Source organism: Sinosporangium album (assembly GCF_900100605.1).
Classification (GTDB): Bacteria; Actinomycetota; Actinomycetes; order Streptosporangiales; family Streptosporangiaceae; genus Sinosporangium; species Sinosporangium album.
On the sequence record NZ_FNCN01000020.1, the window covers coordinates 61,748 to 83,900 of the forward strand.

21 protein-coding genes are annotated in these 22,153 nt (G+C 70.3%); 14 read left to right on the forward strand and 7 right to left on the reverse strand.

What is annotated here, in order from left to right; genetic code table 11:
- Positions 1-68: 68 nt before the first annotated feature.
- Genes BLQ73_RS20305 through BLQ73_RS20330 form a run of 6 tightly spaced genes read right to left on the reverse strand, consistent with a single transcriptional unit; the run spans position 69 to position 3,333 of the window.
- Entirely contained in the window at positions 69-848 is a 780-nt protein-coding gene (locus BLQ73_RS20305) for a hypothetical protein (RefSeq protein WP_093172230.1), read from the reverse strand.
- A 9-nt stretch (positions 849-857) separates the two neighbouring features.
- Entirely contained in the window at positions 858-1,364 is a 507-nt protein-coding gene (locus BLQ73_RS20310) for a hypothetical protein (protein ID WP_093172232.1), read from the reverse strand.
- 11 nt (positions 1,365-1,375) lie between these two features.
- Positions 1,376-2,074, reverse strand: a complete 699-nt coding sequence (locus BLQ73_RS34670; RefSeq protein WP_093172234.1) for a hypothetical protein — start codon at positions 2,072-2,074, stop codon at positions 1,376-1,378.
- A gap of 11 nt (positions 2,075-2,085) precedes the next feature.
- Entirely contained in the window at positions 2,086-2,373 is a 288-nt protein-coding gene (locus tag BLQ73_RS20320) for a hypothetical protein (RefSeq protein WP_093172236.1), read from the reverse strand.
- Entirely contained in the window at positions 2,370-2,714 is a 345-nt protein-coding gene (locus tag BLQ73_RS20325) for a hypothetical protein (protein ID WP_093172237.1), read from the reverse strand. The genes BLQ73_RS20320 and BLQ73_RS20325 overlap by 4 nt, the downstream gene beginning before the upstream one ends.
- Before the next feature lie 28 nt (positions 2,715-2,742).
- Positions 2,743-3,333 carry a hypothetical protein gene (locus BLQ73_RS20330; RefSeq protein WP_093172239.1) on the reverse strand — a complete coding sequence of 197 codons (591 nt, stop codon included), beginning with the start codon at positions 3,331-3,333 and terminating at the stop codon, positions 2,743-2,745.
- A 230-nt stretch (positions 3,334-3,563) separates the two neighbouring features.
- On the opposite strand from BLQ73_RS20330, the gene BLQ73_RS20335 reads away from it, so the two are divergent.
- From BLQ73_RS20335 to BLQ73_RS20355, 5 genes are all read left to right on the forward strand, one after another.
- Complete coding sequence (locus tag BLQ73_RS20335; protein WP_093172241.1) at positions 3,564-4,364, forward strand: ParA family protein; 801 nt, start codon at positions 3,564-3,566, stop codon at positions 4,362-4,364.
- Positions 4,365-4,645: 281 nt separating this feature from the next.
- Positions 4,646-5,257: a hypothetical protein gene (locus BLQ73_RS20340; protein ID WP_143020346.1), complete on the forward strand. Its 612-nt coding sequence runs from the start codon at positions 4,646-4,648 to the stop codon at positions 5,255-5,257.
- Positions 5,258-5,278: 21 nt separating this feature from the next.
- Entirely contained in the window at positions 5,279-5,602 is a 324-nt protein-coding gene (locus BLQ73_RS20345) for a hypothetical protein (protein WP_093172245.1), read from the forward strand.
- Between the two features lie 143 nt (positions 5,603-5,745).
- A complete protein-coding gene (locus tag BLQ73_RS20350) occupies positions 5,746-5,982 on the forward strand; it encodes a hypothetical protein (RefSeq protein ID WP_093172247.1) in 237 nt (78 codons plus the stop codon).
- Positions 5,982-6,416: a hypothetical protein gene (locus tag BLQ73_RS20355; RefSeq protein WP_093172249.1), complete on the forward strand. Its 435-nt coding sequence runs from the start codon at positions 5,982-5,984 to the stop codon at positions 6,414-6,416. The genes BLQ73_RS20350 and BLQ73_RS20355 overlap by 1 nt, the downstream gene beginning before the upstream one ends.
- A 1-nt stretch (position 6,417) precedes the next feature.
- Here BLQ73_RS20355 and BLQ73_RS20360 read toward each other — a convergent pair whose 3' ends face one another.
- Positions 6,418-6,993 carry an HNH endonuclease family protein gene (locus BLQ73_RS20360; protein ID WP_093172251.1) on the reverse strand — a complete coding sequence of 192 codons (576 nt, stop codon included), beginning with the start codon at positions 6,991-6,993 and terminating at the stop codon, positions 6,418-6,420.
- A gap of 192 nt (positions 6,994-7,185) precedes the next feature.
- Here BLQ73_RS20360 and BLQ73_RS20365 point away from each other — a divergent pair, with 192 nt between their 5' ends.
- The 9 genes from BLQ73_RS20365 (at position 7,186) to BLQ73_RS20405 (ending at position 22,141) form a co-directional block, all read left to right on the forward strand.
- Positions 7,186-7,767, forward strand: a complete 582-nt coding sequence (locus BLQ73_RS20365) for a phage tail tube protein (RefSeq protein WP_218125943.1) — start codon at positions 7,186-7,188, stop codon at positions 7,765-7,767.
- Between the two features lie 96 nt (positions 7,768-7,863).
- Complete coding sequence (locus BLQ73_RS20370; RefSeq protein WP_093172256.1) at positions 7,864-8,463, forward strand: hypothetical protein; 600 nt, start codon at positions 7,864-7,866, stop codon at positions 8,461-8,463.
- Positions 8,460-8,699 carry a hypothetical protein gene (locus BLQ73_RS20375; protein WP_093172258.1) on the forward strand — a complete coding sequence of 80 codons (240 nt, stop codon included), beginning with the start codon at positions 8,460-8,462 and terminating at the stop codon, positions 8,697-8,699. Before BLQ73_RS20370 ends, BLQ73_RS20375 begins: the two co-directional genes overlap by 4 nt.
- Positions 8,700-8,780: 81 nt before the next feature.
- On the forward strand, positions 8,781-14,198 hold the full coding sequence (locus tag BLQ73_RS20380) for a hypothetical protein (RefSeq protein WP_093172260.1): 5,418 nt from the start codon (positions 8,781-8,783) through the stop codon (positions 14,196-14,198).
- A 19-nt stretch (positions 14,199-14,217) separates the two neighbouring features.
- The gene (locus BLQ73_RS20385; RefSeq protein ID WP_093172262.1) at positions 14,218-16,464 is read left to right on the forward strand and encodes a fibronectin type III domain-containing protein; all 2,247 of its coding nucleotides are present in this window, start codon (positions 14,218-14,220) and stop codon (positions 16,462-16,464) included.
- Positions 16,465-16,544: 80 nt separating this feature from the next.
- A complete protein-coding gene (locus tag BLQ73_RS20390; protein WP_093172264.1) occupies positions 16,545-17,024 on the forward strand; it encodes a hypothetical protein in 480 nt (159 codons plus the stop codon).
- A gap of 22 nt (positions 17,025-17,046) precedes the next feature.
- Positions 17,047-17,511: a hypothetical protein gene (locus BLQ73_RS20395; protein WP_093172266.1), complete on the forward strand. Its 465-nt coding sequence runs from the start codon at positions 17,047-17,049 to the stop codon at positions 17,509-17,511.
- Positions 17,512-17,524: 13 nt separating this feature from the next.
- Positions 17,525-19,525, forward strand: a complete 2,001-nt coding sequence (locus BLQ73_RS20400; protein WP_093172268.1) for a fibronectin type III domain-containing protein — start codon at positions 17,525-17,527, stop codon at positions 19,523-19,525.
- Between the two features lie 84 nt (positions 19,526-19,609).
- Entirely contained in the window at positions 19,610-22,141 is a 2,532-nt protein-coding gene (locus BLQ73_RS20405) for a fibronectin type III domain-containing protein (protein WP_093172270.1), read from the forward strand.
- Positions 22,142-22,153 lie beyond the last annotated feature (12 nt).

The window sequence follows — 22,153 nt, forward strand, 5'->3', positions numbered from 1 at the left end:
GATTCCCCCGCCGCCTGAAGGCAACGGTCCCCTCGGGAGAATCTGATGGGGGTTCCGCGATGCGATCGTCAGGTCACGGTGTCGTAGGTGGCGGGGATGATCGCGGCGCCGTCCCACACCCCCTCCAGGGTGAGCGGCTGTTCGGCTGCGCCGTCCCATACCGTCCATGCCGCGTCGGGAGGCGGGACGACGGGCCCGATCGGAGCCGCTGTATCGCTCGCGGCGAAATGCCGGTACCGGAACTGGGGTGTGGTGGGGGTCGAGGAGTTCGGGCCGAAACGGACCGTGTCGAATCCGCTGGACGGCAGGCCGGTGGCGGTGGCGGTGGCGAGGGGGACGGTGGCGTCCCCCGGGTAGGCGCGGACAGTGAGGGCGCCTGCGTCGGAGCCGATCTCGATCCGTACCGGCTCGTTCAGGGGGAGGACGTCGCTGCCGGAGGTGGCGAGCTGGGTGCCGGTTCCGGTGAGGATGCGTAGTTGTCCGGCTTGTGTGCCTGCTCCGGTTCCGGCGAGGGTGAGCCGCCACTGCTGTGTGGTGTTGTTGCCGGTCAAGCCGGTCGCCGCGGTGAAGGAGGCGGACGCCCAGGCGGTGAAGGTGCCGTACCAGCGCAGTGTGTATTGGGCGAGGCCGGTCGTGCCGAATACGGCCTGGCCCCATCCGATCCAGGATGCGGCGCCGGCGGCCTGGGCGAACACGATGTCGGAGTGGTCGGCGGCACCGATGCGTTCGATGGTCTGGACGGTGCCGTTGCGCAGCGCGAATGGCGTGTCGCCGGGTCCTGCGAGGGTGGTGGTGAGGGTGGCGCCGTCGGTGAGCCCGGCGCCGTTCCACACGGCCAGAATCGCCACAAGGAACCCCTATTTGCGGAGGATGACGGTGCCGACGGGGGTTCCGGCGGGGACGGGGTCGCCGACGGCGAGGACGAGGACGGGGGCCATGACGACGCCGTTGCGGTAGGTGTTGCCGTCCTTGGTGATGCCCCACAGCGTGGCGTTGCGGGTGTTGTTCTGGTACTCGACGACGTTGCCGGATTGGGTGGGGTGGCCGATGAACCGCGCTCCGGCGTCCCAGCTGAATGGGGATTGGACGCGTAGCGCCCCCCATTCGTTCAGCGCCATGGTTTTGACGCCGTTGACCCACACCTGCATGACCTCTTGGCTGTTGAGGTCGATCGTGAAGTTGCGGCGGTGGATGATCATCGGCGCGGCCGGGTCGGCGGTGATGGTGGAGTCCGCCGGCACGCGGGATGCTACCCCGGCATCGAGCTGGCTTTTGTTGACGGCGTCGTCGGGTTCGGTGCCGTCGCCGACCCCGCTGACCCGGGTGCCCCCGAAGTTGTAGCCGGGGGCGCGCATCTTCTTCACAGCGGTGTCTTTCAGCCGATGATGACGGCGCGGTAGGCGTTCTGCGCCAGGTTGGTGGCCGCGGTGATGGTGACGGTGGTGGCGTCGGTGACGGTGATGGTGACGTCGACCATTTCGTTGGTGGCGACCTCCCGTACCGCGACCACGACATCGGTGGTGTTGAGGGTGTGGGTGATGGTCCAGGTGGTGGCGGCTGTGGCGGGGCCGGTGACGGCGTGCTTGGTGGTTCCGCCGCCGCCGGTGGAGTACTTGGCGAACGCCAGGGGTGTGGTGCCGACGGTGATGGGGGCGTTCGTGGTGAGGAGCCAGGCGGTGTCGGCGTTGACGGTGCCCTCTTCGACGATGACCCATAGGCCCGGGGTGACCTCGGCGTTGGCGTCGGCGTCGATGGCGCGGGTCAGTGCGCTGCCTGCGGAGGCGAAGGTGTAGAGGCCGTTCTCGGAGGCCGACGTCTGGTCCTTGAGGAGGATGCGGTCGCCGCCGGCGAGGGTGACGCCGTCGATGGTGGCGGGGGCCGTGGTGGTCGAGACGTTGCCGGTGGAGGCGACCCGCGCCGAGCCCTTGAAATCGAGGTTGGACATCTGGGCGGTGACCAGGGCCTGGACCTGCTGCCACTGGGCTGCGCTGGTCCCGGCGACCGCGGCGCCGATGTTGAGGATCTCGGTGCCTGAGAAGTCGTATCCGCCTTCGGCGAGCATCTTCTTCGTCATTTTCGCGCTCCTTAGCTGAGGTGGGCGACGCCCGCCACGGTCGCGGCGAACGTGATGGTCATGCTGTTGAGCGAGGGGTAGGCAGGGGTGCCGTCGACGGGGTCGCCGTCGACGTCAAGCACAGTGATGGCGGGCCGGTAGCCGAGCTGGTGGTTGATCGTCCACACCGCAGCGGGGACGGTTTGGACGTGCGTGTAGGAGACGGGGCCTCCCCCGCCGCCGCCGGGCATGGTGTAGCCGGCTTCGACGACGTCGACGACGCGGCCGCCGCTATCCAGGATCTCGACCTTGTCGCTCACGTGGTGACCTGCCAATCGAGGGTGACGGTGCCGGCGACGAGCCGGGTGGGGGCTCCCCACGGGGCGATGAGTTTCAGGTCGTGGACGCCGTGGAGCCAGGTTTGGCCGGTGAATGTTTCGGCGGGTTGGAGCAGGCGGATGGTTCCTTCGAGGCCGCCGAGGACCATGGAGCCGTCGCCGGTGGAGAAGGTGAGCAGGAGCGGGCCGCGGATGTGGGTGCGCCAGTGCATGCGCCCCGACCATCCGGTGAGGTCGTACGGCTGCCCCTGTGCGTTGGTCCAGCGGAGGGTGCGGTCGAACGGCACGCCCTCAGCGGCGTGGATGTCCCATCGGCCTGTCACGGGTGGGGAGTATCCGGGTCGATGGTGGTTACCGTCTCAGCCGGTTCGGGTTCGCGCGCCGGGCTGCCACGACTGCGGCGGCGGCGCGCGCGAGGAAGTGCAGGCCGGCCGCATCGCTGCTGCCGAACTCGGATTCGGCGATGCGGCGGAACACCACTTCGGTTCCGCCGGTGACGCGGGTGCCTTCGACGGTGGCGGGAAGGGTGCTGGTCTTGGCGGCCACCGCGCCGGGAAGCGGGGCGCTCTCGCAGCGGCACCGCGTTTTCTGCTCGATGGGGAGGCGCGGGTCGCGGGGCTCTCGGGCGAGGTCGACGCCTGACGCGACTTTCCACCCGCCTGCGGGGTTGACGGCTTTCCCGTCTGGTCCTCTGCCTTTCCTGATGTAGGTGAGGCTGGGGAGCTGGTAGGACAGGTTTTCGGGGATCGTCTGCCCGTCAGCATGGTCGTGGGACGGGCGGACGCGCTCATCCTTCGCGGTTAGCCACGCCTTGGCGTCGGGGGCGCGTTCTCGGGTTTCACGAGTCACGGCTTCGCTGACGGCTTCTACCTCGCGGCGTACCGGCCCTGCGGCGAGACGTTTCGCGAAACCGGGAGTGAGTTGTACACGGCTGCGTGCCATGGGTGGCGAGTATCGGCGGGGTGAGCCGCTATCGTCCCGGCCTGGCGCGCAGGTTACCGTGCGGCCCGCGCGTGTTCCAGGAAGGACACGTTCTTAGTTTCTTAGATTCTTACGTTCTTAGCGTCGCGCGCCGGACATGGTCGGCCGGGCTTCCCTCACTTCTCGCACATTAACGTCTGCGCCCGATACGATCAGCACGATACGTTGCCGCCAAGCGATCAGGAGCAGCCATGTCTGCCGTCGTCATGTCCTTCGCCAGCTTGAAAGGCGGGGTCGGGAAGACCACCACAACCGCGAACTTCGGCGCGACCGCCGCCGACACGCACAAGCTCCGCGTCGCAATGTTCGACGCCGATCCCCAGGGCCAGCTTTCGGACTGGTTCGGCGTCAAGCGCCGCCCGGGGCTCGGGTTCGCCGAGCTCATCAACCCGCCCAAGAGCGGCGCGCCCACCGTCCACGACACTCTCGTGCAGCCCGACACCGATGTGCCGCTGTACATCGTGCCGACCTCCTACGCCGAAATGGAGGACGTGGAGGGGCGCCTGACAACCGATCTGGAACTCGGAGGCATCACGGCGATCCGCCGCGTGCTCCAGCCGATTCTCGACGACTTCGACGTGATCCTCCTGGACACCCGCCCGAGCCTGGGGAACCTGACGAGCGCCGCGATGTGCGCCTCGAACGTCCTGGTACCGGTGACATCGCCGAATGTCACCTCGTTCCAGTCGACGATGACCGCTGTGGAGAAGGCGGAGCGGATCAGGCAGCTGCAGAACCCGAACCTGGTCATCCCCGGCTGGTTGATGAACATGTGGGAGGACGGCGAGGAGGCGAGCACGGTGGTCCAGATGATGGCCAAACGCGAGATCGCGGCCTTCCAGCCGGCCATCTACCGCGGCAAGTACATTTCCAAGGGGTATCTGTTCGGCAATCCGTCGGTGTGGCAGTTTCCGAACCACTCCGGTTCCCATCAGGACTACAAGCCGCTGACGCAGGCGGTGCTGTCCTCGATCGGTCTGGTGGCCGCGTGACTGGCAATCGTCGCAGCAAGGAGAGGCGGAATCTGGACGAGGTCGTCTCGGAGGCGACCCGGCACGCGGTGCCTGGCTTGCCGACGCCTAAGTCGGTCGCCATCGTCCCGTTCACGGTCGACGATCAGATTCCGCCGCTGGTGCCCGCGCCCGCTCCTGAGCCTATGGTCGACAGCCTTTCAGCCCCCTCGGAAAGGGTTGAGGAGACTGCGGCGACGGCGGAGGATGACGGGCCTGTGGTCGACAGCGCGGCTGCCCCCTCTCAACAGGAGGCTGCGGCGATGGCGCAGGAAGAGCTGCAAGCCGTTGCGGTCGCCGATGCCGTCGAGCCTGCGGTGGAGCGGCCGAGTGCGCCGGAACCGCCGATGGTCGTAGACGAGCCGGTCGGCGGCGGCGAAACCACCGGCCAGGTGGCTGAGCCTGCCACGAAGGCGAGGCGGAGCGCCAAGGCGAGGGCCGGGCGGGGTGTGGTGCGGCCAACCACGTCGGCGGACTGCAAGGGCGACGGCCGAGTGAAGCACACGCTGATGGTTCATAAGGATGTGCAGAGGAGGCTCGCTGAGCTCCAGTTCGAGGAGACCATGGCCGCGGGCAGGGAACAGCCGATGTGGCCGCATGTCGACGCGGCGCTGGCGGTGCTGCACCCGTCGCGGAACCCGGATCTGGCGAAGTGGATCGGCATCGGGGAAGAGCTGCTCGGGTACGACCCGGACGAGTTCACACAGTTCGGTCCTTTGATGCGGGGTTCGACGCGGGAAGGTATCCGTACGTTGCGGGTTCGGTTGAAGATGGCCGATGCCGGAGAGGTGGCCCAGCACCACGTCGTGACCGCCGCGCTCATCGCCTACCTGGACGTCTGGGATGCGCAAGGTCGGAGCATCCCCCAAACCTGAGAAGGGCGGAGGAAATCAAGCATGCCGCAGTTGTATGTCGCCCCTGACCCCGATATCGCGCGGCCTTCGGTCACGCTGGTCGATGCCGAGCCTGCTGCCCGGTTGCGTGGTGAGCGGCTGGTCGTGCGCGGCGCCAACGGGTGGGTGCGTGATTTCCGTGCCGAGTCGGACCCGTACCGGTCTACTGACGGTTCGTGGCGGGTGCGTGTCCTGCCGGAGGCCGCCTGGTACACGCTCGTCGAGTGCGGGCTGATCCCGCCGGATGTCCGCGTCGAGGACGTCCCGCTCGCTGGTGTGCTCGTGGAGACCTTCACACAGGAGGCGCCGGCTAGAACCTTGTGGTGAGACTAGAATCCCGCGGGTAAGGGGATACGGGCGGCCGACCGGGTGACCGGGGAGCCGCCCACGCTCGTTCAAGGGCGGCGGTTCACCGCTTCCCGGCCGCTGGAGCGAGACGCAAACCTGCCCCGCCCTGCACCCTGCCGGGCATGAACCACATGGTCAACTTCGCCCTTGCGCATCCGATCGGCCCTAAAACCTGCCGCCAGCTCGGCATCGAGGAAGCCGAGCACCCGGTAGGCGCGTCCCTCACGATGCAGTACGGCCAGGCGATGCGCCTGGTCTCAGCGGGCTACGTCGCCGGCGCTGACCCGCAGGATCCGGCGTCGGTGCAGAAGGCGCTGAAGCCGGTGAAGGCCAAGCCCGCCGGGTCGGCGTCCGCGTAGTGTCTGCTGAGGATCTGGCCCGCGCCGACCCGGTCCCGGTGGTGCTGGAGTGGCTGTCGGGCCATGCTTCGGTGACCGGTGTGCTGGGCGGCGCGGGCAGGGTCGGCCCCTACCACGAGCCGCCCTACCCGCGGCTGAAGGTCGCCGACGTGCCGGGCGGCACAGACAGCTACCTGACGCGGCTGGTGGTGGTGAGGGTCCAGGTCGAGGCGCTCGGCAGCGTCGACGGCGGCCCGGGTAAGGAGCTGCTTCGCCGGATCCTGTACACAGCGCTGGGTGCGTTGGAGGAGCTGCCGAGAGCCGGCCCCGCGCCGGTCGGGCCGGTGATCGTGGCGGTGCGGCCCGCGCAGGCCGGGGGGTATGTGCCGGAGGCGGACGGCCGTCCCCGGTATCTGGCGGTGGCGAACGTGATCTGCCACCCCACCTACCCGTGACTCAGTCCAGGAGTGACATCTGGGTGCCGTGCCCGCCGGCGGTCTGTATGGCGCGGCGGGTCTGCTCCCGCCGGGTGCCGATGTTTTTCAGGTGGCGTTGGCGGCGGCACGGTTCGCATTCGCGCTCGTGGGGGCGCGAGGGGCGTACGTACACGTTGGCGGGGTCGGACAGGTCGTGCGGGCCGAACTCGCCGTCGCACCATTCTTTGCGGGCGTTGATACCGGTTGGGGCTCCGGAGCGGATGGTGTTCTCGCGGTGGGTGGCCGCCTTCAGGTGCGCCAGGTTGATGCATCGGCGGTGGGGGCAGTCAGGGCCGGGTGGGCAGTAGTCGGGGTCGTGGCACAGGTGGTCGGGTTCCAGGCCGGCGAGCAGCGGCCCGTGTGTCTGTTCGAACATCCAGCGGGCGACGAACAGTTTCCGCCTGGCGGTCCACAGGATGGCGTAGCCGGCGTCGTTGACGGTCCGGGTCCACATGGTGCAGGCGCCCAGGTGGGGGGCGTGGATGGGGATGCTGCCGGGGGCGAGGTGTGCGTGGATGCGGCGCATCACCCGCTCGGTGTCCAACCGCTTCCGCATAGCTTCCGCCCCGCTTTTGTGTCTCGGCTCTTGTCGAGTGTCGCAGGAGGCGCGGCCGTAGTGAAGGCGGCGGGCGTTGGAGGCGGACGTAAACCGCGGCGGCAGCCGATGATGCGCCGTTGAGGGTCCCCACCCGTCCGCCGCCCCGGCCTGCCCAGGAGGGGGTGGCTTCCTGGTGTGGGAGGGGCTCCCGTGGGTGCCGAGAACATTTTCACTCCGCAGCATGCGCTGCTGTACCTGGCTCCGGTCGGTACGGCCGCGCCCGAAGGACCGACCGTCACCATGCCGGCCGCCTGGAAAAGCGTCGGCATGTTCACGCCCGACTCGCTGAACTGGTCGGGCGATCCCGAGTTTCAGGAGACCGAAGCCCACCAGTCGGCGTATCCGGTGAAGGTGTGGCAGACCAAGGACGCCGCAAATCTTGAGGTCGAGCTGCTGGAGTGGTCCGGCGACAACTTCAAGGCGGTGTACGGCGGCGGCACGATCGAGGCGATCACGCCTGCGGGCGGCGGCGCCGTGTATTACAAGTACACGCCGCCGTCGATCGGGTCGCGTACCGAGGTGGCGGCGTGCCTGGAGCTCGGCGACGGCACCCGCCGGATGCGGCGCATCATCCCGCGGTGCATGCAGCGTGAGGGTGTGCAGCACGAGCTCGGCCGTGACGCCTCAGCGACGCTGCCGATGAACCTGTCAGTGCTCGGCAGCGATGTCGGCTCGGCGTTCTACGACTTCTTCTCGGCCGAGTTCGCATCTTTCGCGCCTCCGACCCCGTAAATAGGGGCTGGTGTGGGTGGGGCGGGACGGTAGTGCCGTCCCGCCCTTACTGTTGCGCGGCATCCGCACGCCGTATCCGATCGGGGGGCCGCCGCGATGGTGGACGACGCATTCGTACTGGACCTTGACGCTGCCCGCGTGAGCCGTATCGGCACCGCGCAGCCGTACTACCCGCTGCGGTTCCGCGGCGAGGTCATCTGCGATCTGCCGGTGGAGCTGCCGGTGGACGTGCTCGCGCCGCTCGTCGACCTCAACCTGGACGCCGCGCTGATCGCCCGCACCGTCCTGGACGCGTTCTCCGCGACCGACAAGTTGCAGGCGGGGATGGGGATGCTCCAGATGTTCGTCGACCAGGTGATCATCAACCCGTCGCTGCCGAAGGATCTCGTGGAGGCCGTGCATCTGATGGGCGGCAAGTTGCTGGGCGCGGATGGCTATGCCCGGTTCGTCGCGGCCAGGCCGTCGATCGGGGACGTGCGTTCGCTGGTGATGGGCGTGGCGGGCCGGTCGGGGGTGGGCCTGGGGGAATCCCCGTCGTCGTCGAGCGGCTCCGGCGGTGGCGGGACCTCGACGCCGACTTCGCCGACCGCGGCATCGACATCACCCGCATCTGGTACCGCCCTGGGCAGCCCGGTTTCATCGGCACCCGACGTTTCCTCGACCTCGCCGACCGTCTCCGCCCTGATGCCCGGGTGAACACCAGCCCAGAGGCGCGGGCGCAGCCGTGGGACGCCACCCACGAGCTGCTCGCCCAGCTGATCGAGGAGGTGGGGATCCTGGCGGCCGACCACCGCCGTAAGAAGCCGCGGGAGGTTCCGCGTCCGGCGTACATGCGGCGCGGCCGACGCAGACGCCCGGCCGGCGGCAGCGGCGGCGGCGGTATGGACCACGCGTTCGGGGTGATGCTGTCCACCACCCGCGCCCCCCTGTGAACCCCCGGGTGATCGGGCGGGGACGGTAACCCGTCTGCCGCGCCACCCTCCTGCCCTGGGCTTATCGGGGGGTGGGCGCGGGTGGCCGGCGACGACGGTGTGTCAGCGGGGCGGATCTATCTCGATGTCGTCGCCGACCTGGAGGGGTTCGAGCGGCGTCTGCAGCGGGAGGTCGACCAGCGGGTCCGTGATACGCGGCTGCGGGTCCGCGCGGAGGTGGATGCGCGGCGTCTGGCGGTTGAGACGGCGACGGCTGCGCGGGCGGCGGAGCGGGCTGCGTCGTTGCGGGTGCAGGTCGACCGCGAGGTGCTGCGCCGCGACCTGGCCGACGCACTGACGGCGGCGGCGTCGGCGGGCCGGGCAACCGTTGAGGTGACGCCGACCGTCGACGGGCGGCGCCTGCGCGGCGAGGTCGATGCTGCGGCGCGGCAGAGCCGCACCCAGGTCGAGGTGGGGGCGGACACGAGCCGGGCCCGTGCCGAGGTGGGCCGGTTCGTTCGGCAGGGCGGCGCCGACCGGCAGATGAACATCGATGTGCGGGTGGGCGGGATACCGCTGCTGGATCAGGCCGGGCAGATGGTGACCCGCCTGGCCACCGCGATCGCGGCGGGCGCGGCCAAGTACACGCTGCTCGGCACGGCGGCGGGGGTGGCCGGGTCGGGCCTTTTGGCGTTGGCGGCGGCGGCCTCGCAGGCGGGCGGGATGCTCGCGGTCCTGCCCGGGGTGGCCGGTATGGCCGCTCAAGGCCTGGCGGGGCTTCTGGTGGGCCTGTCGGGCGTGGGTGAGGCGTACAAGGCGCTGGGGCAGGCCGACAAGTCGTCGGGGGCGAGCGCGGCGTCGGCCGCGTCGGCGCGGGAGGCGGCGGCTGAGCGGATCAAGGCCGCTGAGCGGGCGATCCGCGACGCCGAGCGGGGCCGGACGCATGCCGCTGAGCGGGTGCAGGACGCCAAGGACGCCGCTGTGGAGGCGGCCAAGGCGGTCACCGCTGCCGAAGAGCGGGTCCGGGACGCCGTTGCGCGTGTCAGCGAGGCGCGTTCACGGGTAGGTGAGGCGACCGCGGCGGCGGCCGAGCGGCAGCAGCAGGCGGCGCGCGGTGTGGAGATGGCCGAGCGGCGCCTCGCCGACGCCCACGCCGACACCCGGCGCGCCGTCGAGGACCTCAATGATGCGCGCAGGCAGGCGAAGGAGCGGCTGGAGGACCTGGAGCTCGCGGTCCGGGGCGGCGCCCTGGACGAGGAGGGCGCCGCGCTGGCGGTGGAGCGCGCCAAGCAGCGCCTGGAGAAAGTCTCCGCCGACCCGTTCGCTTCCGACCTCGACAAACGCGAAGCCGATCTGGCGTACCGGCAGGCGGTGCAGCGGCTGGACGAGGTCAAGGAACGCAACGGGGACCTGCGGGAGGAGCAGGCCGACGCCAACGCCCGCGGGGTGGAGGGCTCCAAAGAGGTCGAAGCGGCCAAGGAACGCGTCAGCGACGCGACCCAGGCCGAAAAAGACGCCGAGTACGAGCTGGGGCAGGCCCGCAAGGAGGCGTCCCGCGTGGCGGCCGACGGCGCCCGCGCCGTCGAGGACGCCAACCGCGGCGTCGCCGACGCGCTGCGCGGCGTGAAGGACGCCCAGCAGGACCTGGAACAGGCCGAGAAAGCCCGGACCAAGGCCGCGCGCGGTGTGCGGGACGCGTTGTGGGAGCAGCAGTCGGCGGCCGAGCGGCTGAAAGACGCCGAGCTGGAACTCGCCAAGGCCCGCAAGGCAGGTGGGTCGCCGGGCGCGGCCGGCGCCGGGGGCGGTGTCGACCCCGCGGCCCAGGCGCTCGCGGAGCTTTCGCCGGAAATGCGAGAGTTCGTGCTGTACCTGCACAAGAATGTGCGGCCGGCGCTGAAGGACGTGCAGTGGGCCGTACAGGACGCCCTGGCGCCGCCCTTGCAGGAGGCCGTCGGTAAGGCGCTGCCGCTGCTGGGCACCGTCAAGCAGGGGCTGTCGTCGACCGCGACGGTGATCGGCGACATCGCGGTCGAGTTCGGGGAGCTGCTCGGCAGCAAAGCGTTCTCCGGCTACGTGTCGCGGATCATGGGCCGCAACAACCAGGCGATGAGCCTGTTCGGCAAGGCCGGGCTGTCGGCGTTCAAGGGCATCGTCCGGATCGTCGACGTCGTCATGCCGTATGTCGTGAAATTCGCCGACCGGGTCGCGAAACTCGCCGACCGGTTCGACAAGTGGACCAAGAAGGTCCGCGACAACGGCAGCCTCGATGACTTCTTCGGCCGCGCGTGGGAGATGGCGTCCAAGCTGTGGCGGATCCTGTCCAACGTCGCCGGCGCGATCGGCGGCGTGATCCGCGCGATCAGCAATTCGGGGGCCGGGGCGACGCTGCTGGAGGATCTCGCCAAGGCGGCCGAGGATTTCAACACCTGGATCAACCAGCCGGAGACCCAGCAGCGGCTGGAGGACTTCTTCAACAACCTGGTGCCGCTGCTGCAGGAGGCCGGCGGCCTGGTGGCGGATGTGGCGAAGTTCCTGGCCGGGCTGGTCGAGGCGGTCGTCAACGACGGCACCCTCACCGATTTCCTGTCATGGCTGCGGGACGTGGTGGCGTGGCTCGACGGCCTGGCCGACAGTCCGGCGTTCGGGCAGATCGCGTCGTGGGTGCTGATCCTGGTGGCTGCGGTCGCGGCGCTGGGGGCGCTGGCGCGTGCGCTGTCGACGGTGAGCCGGGGGCTGGGGCTGCTGGGTGGCGCCGCCCGGGGGCTTGGACGGCTGTTCGGCGGCGAGGACGGTGATGACGGTGGGGAGGGCCGGTCGGGGCGCAGGGGCAGGCGCGGCAGCCGCCGAAACACCGCCACCGGCGGCGATGCGGGTGGCGGGGATGACGACCGGCCGGTACGCGCCGGCAGGGGAGGTAGACGCGGCCTGACCGGGCGTGGTGGCGCGTCGGCTGGTTGCGGCTGCGACGTCGGCCGGCGGCAGGGCGGCGGACGCGGCTCGAACACCGGCCCCCGCAGCAGCGGCGGTGGGGGTGATGAGGGGAATCGGCCGCGCCGTCCTGGCGGGGGCGAGCGCAGCGCCCCGGCGCGTGCCGGGGCGCGCGGCGCGGGCGGCGGGTCGAACCGGCCTGCCGCGCCGCGCGCCGGCGGCACCGCTGGCGCGGGAGGCGCCGCAGGGGGCCGGGGCGTCGCGGGTGCGCTGGCCGGTGTCGGTTCGGCGGCGAACACCGGTGTGCAGGCGCTCGGCCGCTACACCGCGGCCGCCGCCAAGGCGGGTGCCTCAACGCTGGCGACCGGCATCTCCAAGGTGGGGTCGGCGGTGACCACCGTGGCCGGTGCCGCCTCCAGGGGCCTTCCGCAGGTCGCGGCGCTGGCGGGCTCGATCGGGAAGGTAGCGGTGCAGGCGGCTGCGGCGGCCACCAAACAGGTCGCGATGGCGGTCGCCACCGGGGTGATCCGGGTGGCGACGGCGGCGTGGACCGCCGTCCAGTGGCTGCTGAACGCGGCGCTCAGCGCCAACCCGATCTCCCTGATCGTGGTGGCCATCGGCGCGCTCGTCGCGGGCCTGGTGTGGGCCTACAACAACGTCGACTGGTTCCGCAACGTCGTGGACACCGCGTTCAAAGCGATCGGCAGTTTCGGGAAATGGCTGTGGGACAGCGCCCTGAAACCGGCGTTCACCTCGATCCGGGATTTTGTGGTGAACACGCTGGCGCCGAGGCTCACGTGGTTCTGGCGGAACATCGCCGAACCCGCGTTCAAGGGCATCGGCAGTTTCGCCAAGTCGCTGTGGGAGAACAACCTGAAACCGGCGTTCACCTCGATCCGGGACTTCGTGGTGAACACGCTGGCGCCGAAACTGACGTGGTTCTGGAGGAACATCGCCGAACCCGCGTTCAAGGGCATCGGATTGGTGATCAGTACCGCGTGGGAAAAGGTGATCAAACCGACGTTCGACTTTCTGAGGAAGTTCATCACCGAGACACTTCCGAACGGTTTCAAAAGCGGTGTCGACGCGATCAAGCGTTTCTGGGACAAAGTCTCCGAAATTGCGAAGAAACCGATTTCTTTTATCGTCAACACCGTTTACAACAACGGTATCCGCGAAGTGTGGAACTGGATCAGCCGCAAGGTCGGCGGCGGCCTGGGCGAGCTGCCGAAGATCACGGGTTTCTGGCGCGGCGGTATCCTGCCCGGCACCAGCAGTTGGCGCGACGGCGACGACCAGCTCGTGGCGATGCGCCGCGGCGAAGGCGTGTATGTCAGCGAGGCGATGCGCGATCCGTATGAGCGGGCCCGCCTGTACGCGGTCAACCGGGCGGCGATGCGCGGCCAGAGCCTCGCGAGGTTCCGTGAGCGGGAGGGGTTCGCCACCGGAGGCATCATCGGCCGCCTCGCACGCCACGTGCCCGGATACAGCATCGGCGGTATCGTCGGAGACTTTCTGGACGCCGGGAAGAGGTTCTTCGCGGGCGGGCTGCGTAAAGCGTTGAACGCTTTCATGGACCCGGTGATCAGTCTGACCGACAACACCATCGGGCAGGCGGGCGGGTTCGGCAAGCTCGTCGCGCAGGTCCCCCGCAAGGTCAAGGGCAGCCTCGTCGAATTCCTGGCGAAGTTCGCCGGGGATCTGGAAGGCGGGGACGGCAAGAAGGTCGTCCAAGCGGCCAGCAGATACCTTGGTGTCGGGGACCGGGGCGGCCGCGACAACGACAACGTTTTCAACGACAAGTGGGGTTTCCCTCCGGGTACGCCGTGGTGCGCGAATTTCGTGTCGACGGCGATCAAGGACGCCAAGGCGGGGAAGGCGTACCCGGGGTATCCGTCGGCGGCTGTTGTCGGCTACCACTCGGCGATGCAGAAGGTCGGCAAGGACCAGGGGCGGCCCGGCGATCTGGGCGTCTACTACGGGCCGACCGGCCATCTGAACCTGATCGCCTCGGAGCGGAAGGGCGGCGCGTACGAGACGATCGGCGGCAACGAGGGGCCGAAGGTCAAAAAGAGCGTCCGCGGCGGCCAGTACGCGATTCTGCGTCCGAGGTTCGGGGCGGCCCGCGGAGGCATCCTGGGCGGCCGGATCGCCGAGGTGCTCGAAGAGCGCGGCGACGACCCGGCTGATGAGCGCAACCCGCTGCTGGCGTTGATGCGCCGGTTGCCGTCGGCTCTGGTCGCCCCTGTGAGCCGCGCGATGCAGGGCCTGCCGACGTTGAACCGCGACACGGGCGGGCCGATCTACCCGGGCCACAACCTCGTCTACAACGGCTACCGGCGGGACGAGTGGACGTTGACGCCGGAGGCGGTGGATGCGCTCGGCGGGCCGGGCGCGGTCGAGGCGCTGAACCGGGACGGCGCGGCGGCGCTGTACCGGTCGTCGCGGTCGGAGACGCGGCCTGTCGCTGTGCAGGCGGGGCGCGGCGGCGAGGAGAGGCCGATCACGGTGGTGGTGAATCCGCAGCCGGGGCAGAGCGAGCAGGCGATCGGGCAGGCGGCGGCGCGGGAGATCGCCGCCCGCGTCCGCTGAGCAGACGGGGGTTACGGCTGTGGGGCGTATCTGGCGGGCGCAGAAGGTCGAGCAGGGGCTGTCGGCGTACACGGTGGTCTTCCCGCAGCCGGCGACGGCGGGGAACCGGCTGATCGCGCGGGTGGTGTCCTATTACGGGCCCGGCTCGGTCACCTCCGGGTGGGAGCAGCTCCATTCCAGCATGGGGTATTCCTTCGCCGGGTTCTACAGCAAGATCGCTGAGGGGGGTGAGACCAGCTTCACCGTGCAGTCGTCCGGCGGCGCGGTCATTGTGGCTGTGGAGGAGCGCGACGACGCCGCCAACGTGCTGGCGTACGCGACCTACTACCAGAACGCGGCGAACATCTGGACGCCGGATGTGACGATCCCTGCGGGTCAGGGCGTGCTGATGGCGGTGGTCGGCCGCGTCGATCCCGGCGACATCGGCGCCAGTGTCTGGCCGTACCATTTCGACTCCGCCGACCGCCAGGGGTTCGGCACCACGATGATCGACGGCGAGGTCCACACGGGGCCGCTGCCGGCCCCGACCACGACGCCATACTCTTTCGACTACAACGTCTCCGCGCCCACGGAGATCGTGATCGTGGCGTTCGGCACCACCGACCCGACACCGCCGACCGCGCCGCCGAACCTGCGGGCGTCGATCATCACCGGGACGTCGATCACCGCCGCGTGGGACCCCGCCACCGACAACATCGCCGTCACCGGCTACGGCGTCTACCTCGACAATGTGAAGCAGGGCGCCGACCAGACCGACCTCACCCGCGTGTTCGACGGGTTGACGACCGGGCAGACGTACCGGATCGAGGTCGACGCCCGCGACGCCGCAGGCAACCGATCCCCCAAGGCGCGGATCGACGTGATGGCGATCGTCGACACCGTCCCGCCGACCGTCCCGCCGAACTTCCGCACCACCTCGATCGGGCACACCACTGTCGCGGTGGCGTGGGACCCCGCCACCGACAACGTCGGCGTCGCCGGCTACGGCGTCTACCTCGACGGTGTCAAGCAGGGCGGCGACCAGACCGACCTCACGTACACGTTTTCGGGTCTCGCGCGCGGCACCACCTACTCCCTTGCCGTGGACGCCGTCGACGTGTCGGGGTGGGGGTCGAATGTCGCGGAGCTGGTGGTGTCGACGCTGGCCGACACGCTGCCGTCGATCCCGCCCGGCTTCGCAGCCACTGCGGGGCGGGAGCAGGTGACGTTGGCGTGGCAGGCCGCCACCGACGATCTCGGGGTCGCCCGCTACGAGATCCTGCTGGACGGGGATACCGTCGCCGCCACCGGGGCGCTCGGCCATGTCATCGACGGGCTGGACGCCGGCGGCGTCTACGAGGTGGGGGTGCGGGCGGTCGACGAGGCCGGCGGCCGCGGCCCGGCCGCCACGCTGACGGTGCAGGTGCCGGCGGCCGGGTGGGTGGCGGCGTCGTCGCCGGTGTACCGGCTCGGCGGCTGGGTCGGCAACGCCGTCGACGAGCACGGCGTCCTGTGGACGGTGACGTATGAGGACGGCTGGTCGTCATCGCCGGAGGTCTCGGCGTTCGCGGCCGACCTGGACTCCGGCGACGGCGGGTTCACAGGGGAAGGCCGCTTCACGGCCCGCCTGATCACGTTGGAGGGTGAGGCGGTCGCCCCCACCCGGGCGGCGATGCTGGCGGCTCAGGAGCGGTTGACGGGGGTTCTGCATCCGCGGGAGACCGGCGTGCTGCGGGTGGCGGAGGCGCACGCGACGCGGCAGGCGGTGGTGCGGCTCGCCGCCGACGTCCAGGTCACCGACACCGGGCCGCTCTCGTTCGATTGGACGCTGACGCTGTCGGCGGCCGACCCGCGCCGGTACGCGGTACGGGGAACGTATCAGGAGGCGGTGGTCGAGCCGCTGCCCGGCGCAGCGCAGGTGGATCTGGTGCTGCACGGCGACTACCCGCACATCCCGGCGGTCGTGCGGGTGTTCGGCCCGATCCGCGACTTCACGATCACGCACGTGGAGTCGGGGCTGGTGATCCGGTCTAAGCCGGGCACGGTGCTGCCGGCGGATCCCCGCTACAGCTTCGAGATCAACCTGTCGACTCCGCGGGTGGTGTGGGCGCACGTGCCGCCGGAGGTGTGGCCTGAGCCCCGGCCGGGCCGTAACGCGCTGGCGGTGCTGCCGGCCAGGTTCGCTCTCCAACCGGGCTGGAACACGCTCACGCTCGCGGGGGAGCCGGTGCCGGGTGAGGTGGGGAGCCCGCGGCTGGTGGTGGAGGCGGCCGACGCCTGGCGGTGAAGCGGCGGAGGGGGACGGTAGCCGCCCGCAGCGGCCACCCTCGTCCCGCAGGGGACCATCACAGGACCGGGGGGTTGGTTATGGGGGCGGGGTACACGGCCATCGGTGAAGGGGTCGCCTCGGGTACGGCCGCGGGCGGCAGAACGGTGCTTCAGCTCACCAACCCCGCGAGCAATCCGGCGCCGCTGCGCGGCTACCTGTACGGGTACCGGTTCTCCGCGAAAGGCATCGTGTCGAATGCGGAGCCGCCCCGCTGGCTCATCTGCAGGCAGACCGACGCCGGGGCCGGCGGGGTCGCGCTTGCGGCCGGGTTCGGGCCGACGCGGCTCGACCCGCTGCTGCCCGCCTCCACCGTCACCTGCCTGAAAGGCCCGTTCGGCACAGAGCCGACCCGCGGGGATGTGGTGTTCGCGCAAGAGATCCACCCCCAGTCGGGGTGGGGCGAGTACATCCCACTCGGGGACGAGATCCCGTTCGACCCGGGCAGCAGGCTCGCCGTCGTGGTGGTCGCCGCGGCGACCGTCCTGGTGACGGCTCAGCTGTACTGGCGCGGCGCCTGACACCAGCCGAAGGGACACGTCGTTGATCACGATCGTCGAGAATTTCGAGGATACCAACTACAACGTGGTGATCACCGGCGCGTGGGCGCGGACGTCGGCCCGCGCGTACGCCGGCAGCTGGTCCTACAGCAACAACGACATCAGCGACAACGGTATCGCCGACGCCGTCGTCCAGGTGCCCGCCGGCGCGGGCACCATGCAGTTCCGCTACTCGGTGTCGTCGGAGGCGACCTACGACGTCCTGCGGGTGCTCCTCGACGGCTCGGTGCAGGTGCTGGAGACCTCGGGCGAGGTGGCGTGGACGCTGTCCAGCGTCATCGACGTGATGGGCAGAAGCACGGTGGTGTTCCGCTTCAGCAAGGACAGCTCGCAGTCGGCGGGCGCGGACGCGGCGTTCATCGACAATCTGACGTTCACCGTGGAGACCCCGCCGTTCGCGCCGCCGCCGGCGCCGCGGACGGCTGTGCATCGCGCGTCGCGATGGTGAGTGAGGTGGGCTGATGGCGCGGCATGGGCGGGCTTATCCGGCGCCGGCCAGGGCGGTCGCGCTTCCGTGGTCGACGCTGCCGCCGCCGCCGGGCAACCTGCGCACTGTGTCGGTGGCGCCGACCGAGGTGGCGGTGGCGTGGGACGCCCCGCCCGGCGCGGTCCTCGGCTACGGCCTGTACCTGGACGGGGTGAAGCTGGGCGCAGACCAGACCGGCCTGGTGTTCACGTTCGCCGGTCTTGTCGAGGGCGGCACGTATGTGCTGGCGGTGGACGCCGCCGGCGCCGACGGCCGCTCGGACGCGGCGTGGATCCGGGTCACCACCCCGGATGCGACCGCGCCGTCGGCGCCGGCGGGGCTTGCGGTGACGGCCGCGGACCGGTACGGATTCACCGTCGCGTGGGACGCGGCGTCGGACAATGTCGCCGTCACCGGCTACGGCGTCTACCTCGACAATGTGAAGCAGGGGGCGGATCAGACCGGCCTCACCCGCGCGTTCTCGGGACTCGTGGCGGGGACGGCGTACACGGTCGAGGTAGACGCGGTCGACGCGTGGGACAACCGGTCCGCCCGGGCGGTGCTCGCCGCCTCCACGGTGCCGGATCTGCCGCCGGGCACGCCGCCGAAGCTTCGCGCCACCGCCGTCACCTACACCAGCATCGACGTGGCGTGGGACACCGCCGTCGACGAGGACCCGGTCACCGGGTACGACATCGCGTTCGACGGCACCGCGGTGGCGGTGAACCAGCCCGTCCTGGCCGCGTCGTTCCCCGGCCTGACCGAGAACACCGCCCACACGGTGCAGGTGTGGGCGGTCGACGCGCTGGGGCAGCGCAGCACCACCCCCGCACTCCTTGTCGTGTCGACGCTGGACGACACGCCGCCGACGGTGCCGCCGATCACGCTGGAGGTCGGCGAGGAGCACATCACCGTCGAGTGGGGGCCGTCCAGCGACGACTTCGGCGTCACCCACTACGAGGTCCACATCGACGGCGCCGTGGTGCACGCCACACCCGGTTTGGATTACACGGTGGACGGGCCGGTGCTGCGCCGCCACACCGTGGCCGGGTTGACGCCCGGCGCCGACTACCAGGTGCGCGTCGCGGCCGTCGACGAGCTGGGCCAGTTGTCGCCCGCCAACACGGTGAATGTGCAGACCAGTCCTTTGCCGTTCTTGCCGGCGGCGACGCCGGTGTACCGGATCGGCGCGTGGGCCGCGGGTGTGACCGACATGTTCGGGGTGCTGTGGTCGGTGACCAAGCCTGCCGGGTGGGCGTCGACGCCGCCCGTGTCGCCGGTTGTGGGGGAGCTCGGCGGGGTCGACGGCGGGTTCGGCGGCGGCGGCCGGTACGGGTCGCGTGTGGTCACGCTGGAGGGTGAGGCGGTCGCCCCCACGCAGGCGGCGATGCTGGCGGCCAAGCAGCGGCTTCTCGCGGTGCTGCATCCGCGCGATATCGGCCTGTTGCGGGTCGCGGACGCGCTGCATGTGCGCCAAGCGCGGGTTCGGCTCGACCAGAAGATCCAGATCAAGGATGGGGGGTCGCTGTCGTTCACGTGGACGCTGGTGTTGCGGGCGGCGGACCCGCGCCGGTACGCCGTCACCCCGACCCGCGGGACCGCGGTCGCCGAGCTGCCGGGGTCGGGGTCGTGCACGTTGGACCTCGCCGGCAACTACCCGAGCATCCCGGCCAGGCTGCGCCTGTACGGCCCGATCCGCGATTTCACCATCACCCACGCCGAGTCGGGGACGGTGATGCGGGCGATGCCCGGCACCGAACTGCCGGCGGATCCGGAGTATTCGCTGAGCTTGGAGTTGGCGACGCGGCAGGTGTGGGCGCATGTCCCTTCGCACGTGTGGCCGGTGCCGCGGCCCGGACGGTCGGCGTTGGCGCATCTGCCGGCGTGGTTCATGCTGCTGCCCGGCGCCAACACGCTGACGCTCGCGGGGCAGCCGGTGGCGGGCGAGGCGGGGGCGGCGCGGCTGGTGGTGGAGGCGTTCGACGCCTGGCGGTGACCCGCCGGAGGGGGACGGTAACCGCGGCCGGTTGCGATCCTCCGTCCCTGTTGCAGTCGGGCAGGGGCGCGGGGGTGCACGCTGGTGGAAGTCCAGACCGCAAGCTACAGGGCCGATTCGGTCAGCGACAGCCATTACATGGACTTCCCCAGCTGGCCGCGGCCGGGGAACCGGATCGTGGTGTCGGTCCACTCCTACGCCGGCGTGACCAGTGTGCCGTTCGGGTTCGAGCTGCACGCGTGGACGTCGAACACGCTCGGGGTCCGCCTCTACAGCAAGATCGCCACAGGGAGCGAGGGCGGGTTCAGCGTGTCGCTGTCGGACCCGACGAACCGCATCCACATGTACATGGCGGAGCACAGCGATGCCGAGGAGGTCGTCGACGTCTACACCGGGATGGCGTCGGGGTCGGTGTCGGCCGGGTTTACGAATCTGCGGCCGGGGTCGGTGGTGGTGTCGGCCGTGTCGGTGTACCGGGTCGGCACCTCCGGAGCGGGGATCACGTGGCCGTGGTCTCTGTCGCAGATCACCAACTACACCACCTCGTGGGCCGACAGCGGCCAGGGGAAGATGGTGCGGTCCAGTCATGCCCGCGCCACCGGCCAGTCCGGGTCGTGGTATCTGAACGACGACCTGGTCGACGGCGCCAACAGCTACGCGTGGGTACTGGCGGCGTTCGGGCCGCGCCCGGATGAGACACCGCCGACCGTGCCGGAGAACCTGCGGTTGACGGGGATGACCCCTACGAGCGTGTCGGTGGCGTGGGACGCCTCCACCGACAACGAAGGCGTCGCCGGCTACGAGACGTTCCTGGGCGGGGAGTCGAAGGGCACCACAAGCGGCCGGTCGGCGACGTTGTCGGGGCTCGCGTCGGGTGTACCGGTGGTGGTCGGGGTCGAAGCCTACGACGCCGAGGGGAACCGGTCCGGTAGAGCTGAGTTGACGGTGACGCCGATCAACGACACCACCCCTCCGGAGGCGCCGGTGGTGCGGCCTACCGCGCTGGGGGCGGGGACGATCACGGTGGGGTGGGATGTGCCGTACGACGACAGCCGCGTCACCGGCTACGGCATCTACCTGAACGGGGTCAAGCAGGGCACAGACCAGGCGGGCACCACCAAAGTGTTCACCGGCCTGGCGGCGGGCGCGCTGTACACGGTCGAGGTGGACGCGGTCGATCTGCTCGGCAACCAGTCTGCCAGGGGGGCGCGGACGCTGCGCGCCCAGCCCGACACCTCCCCCCCGTCGCTGCCGGGGGACGTGCATGTGGTGGCGCCGACCAAGACGTCGGCGACGATCGCGTGGGAACCATCGGCCGACGACAACTCCGGTGTCGCACGGTACGGCCTGTATCTGGGGTCGCTGCGTATCGCCGAGATCCCGTCCCTGGTGTTCACCTTCACCGGGTTGACGCCGGGCATCACCTACAACCTGGGTGTCGATGCGGTGGACTGGCTCGGCAACCGGACCGGCGTGGTGCGCCTGTCGGTGGCGACGCTGCCCGACACCTCGGGGGCGGCGCCGCCGTACGAGTACGTCTTCTACGACTGGCACAGCCACCTGCCGCTCGACAGCCTCCCGCTGCAGAAGGTGTCGTTCGAGATCACGCTCGGCGGCGGGGGGACGCTGACGGCGGAGATCCCGCTGTACGACGTCGCCTACAACGTCGGCCGTGTCGCCGCCGCCACGAGGCCGGAGCGGACGATGCTGCTGGTGTACCGGGGTGAGCGGCTGGTGTGGGGCGGCCGGGTGGTGGACCCGCAGGACTACGACTCCGAATCGGGGGTGCTGCGGATCTCGGCGGAGGAGGTGGTGGGGATCTACGGCCGCCGTTTCGTCGCCTTCACCGGCCCCCGGGCTGCGACATTGGCGCACAGCGAGTTGGTGTGGCTGCTGGAGCACGCCGCCACCCCAGCCGATCTGCGGTGGCTCACCCATGAGGGGGTGCCCGGCCTGGTGCCGGTGGACCGCGAGTACCGGGCTGAGGAGTTCCCGCGGATTCTGGAGCGGGCCGAGGAGGTGGCGGCGGCGCCGGGCGGGTTCGAATGGTGGACCAAGCCGTCGTGGGACGCGCTGAACGACCGGCCGAGGTTCGAGCTGCGCCGCGTAAGCCGCGACACGCCGCCGGACACCGGGTTGACTCTGGAGTACCCGGGCAATGTGCGCCGGTACAGGAGGTCGACCAGGCGCGGCTTGGAGACGCGGACGTGGGGCAAGCTGTCGAAACCGGACGGCGGGGTGCTGCTGTCGTCGACGACGCGGAACGACCTGCTGGCGGAGGGGTGGCCGCTGGTGGAGGAGGCGTACCAGTTCGACGGGCTCACCTCGCAGGCGGCGCTGGACGCCGAAACGGCGCGGGCCTCGGCCGCGGCCTCGGGCGCGAAGCAGGTGTTCGAGTTCGATCTGGCGATCGGCGCGGATGTGCGGTGGTGGGAGTGGGAGCTCGGCGGCATGGTGCAGGCGGTGATCGTCGACCACCTGTATCCGGGGCTGCCGGACGGGACACCCGGCCTGGACCGGGACATGAAGTTTGTGGCGTTGAGGGTGCAGCCGGACTCTGACGAGGGCGAGCTGGTGACGTTGGTGACGGGCGAGCACACCGTCGCCGCCGACTGAGGACGACTGGGG

Coding starts and splice junctions, on each gene's coding strand:
- BLQ73_RS34670 (WP_093172234.1), bottom strand. CDS start 2,074: ATGACGAAGAAGATGCTCGCCGAAGGCGGATACGACTTCTCAGGCACC.
- BLQ73_RS20330 (WP_093172239.1), bottom strand. CDS start 3,333: ATGGCACGCAGCCGTGTACAACTCACTCCCGGTTTCGCGAAACGTCTC.
- BLQ73_RS20335 (WP_093172241.1), top strand. CDS start 3,564: ATGTCTGCCGTCGTCATGTCCTTCGCCAGCTTGAAAGGCGGGGTCGGG.
- BLQ73_RS20340 (WP_143020346.1), top strand. CDS start 4,646: ATGGCGCAGGAAGAGCTGCAAGCCGTTGCGGTCGCCGATGCCGTCGAG.
- BLQ73_RS20345 (WP_093172245.1), top strand. CDS start 5,279: ATGCCGCAGTTGTATGTCGCCCCTGACCCCGATATCGCGCGGCCTTCG.
- BLQ73_RS20350 (WP_093172247.1), top strand. CDS start 5,746: ATGAACCACATGGTCAACTTCGCCCTTGCGCATCCGATCGGCCCTAAA.
- BLQ73_RS20360 (WP_093172251.1), bottom strand. CDS start 6,993: ATGCGGAAGCGGTTGGACACCGAGCGGGTGATGCGCCGCATCCACGCA.
- BLQ73_RS20370 (WP_093172256.1), top strand. CDS start 7,864: ATGGTGGACGACGCATTCGTACTGGACCTTGACGCTGCCCGCGTGAGC.
- BLQ73_RS20390 (WP_093172264.1), top strand. CDS start 16,545: ATGGGGGCGGGGTACACGGCCATCGGTGAAGGGGTCGCCTCGGGTACG.
- BLQ73_RS20400 (WP_093172268.1), top strand. CDS start 17,525: ATGGCGCGGCATGGGCGGGCTTATCCGGCGCCGGCCAGGGCGGTCGCG.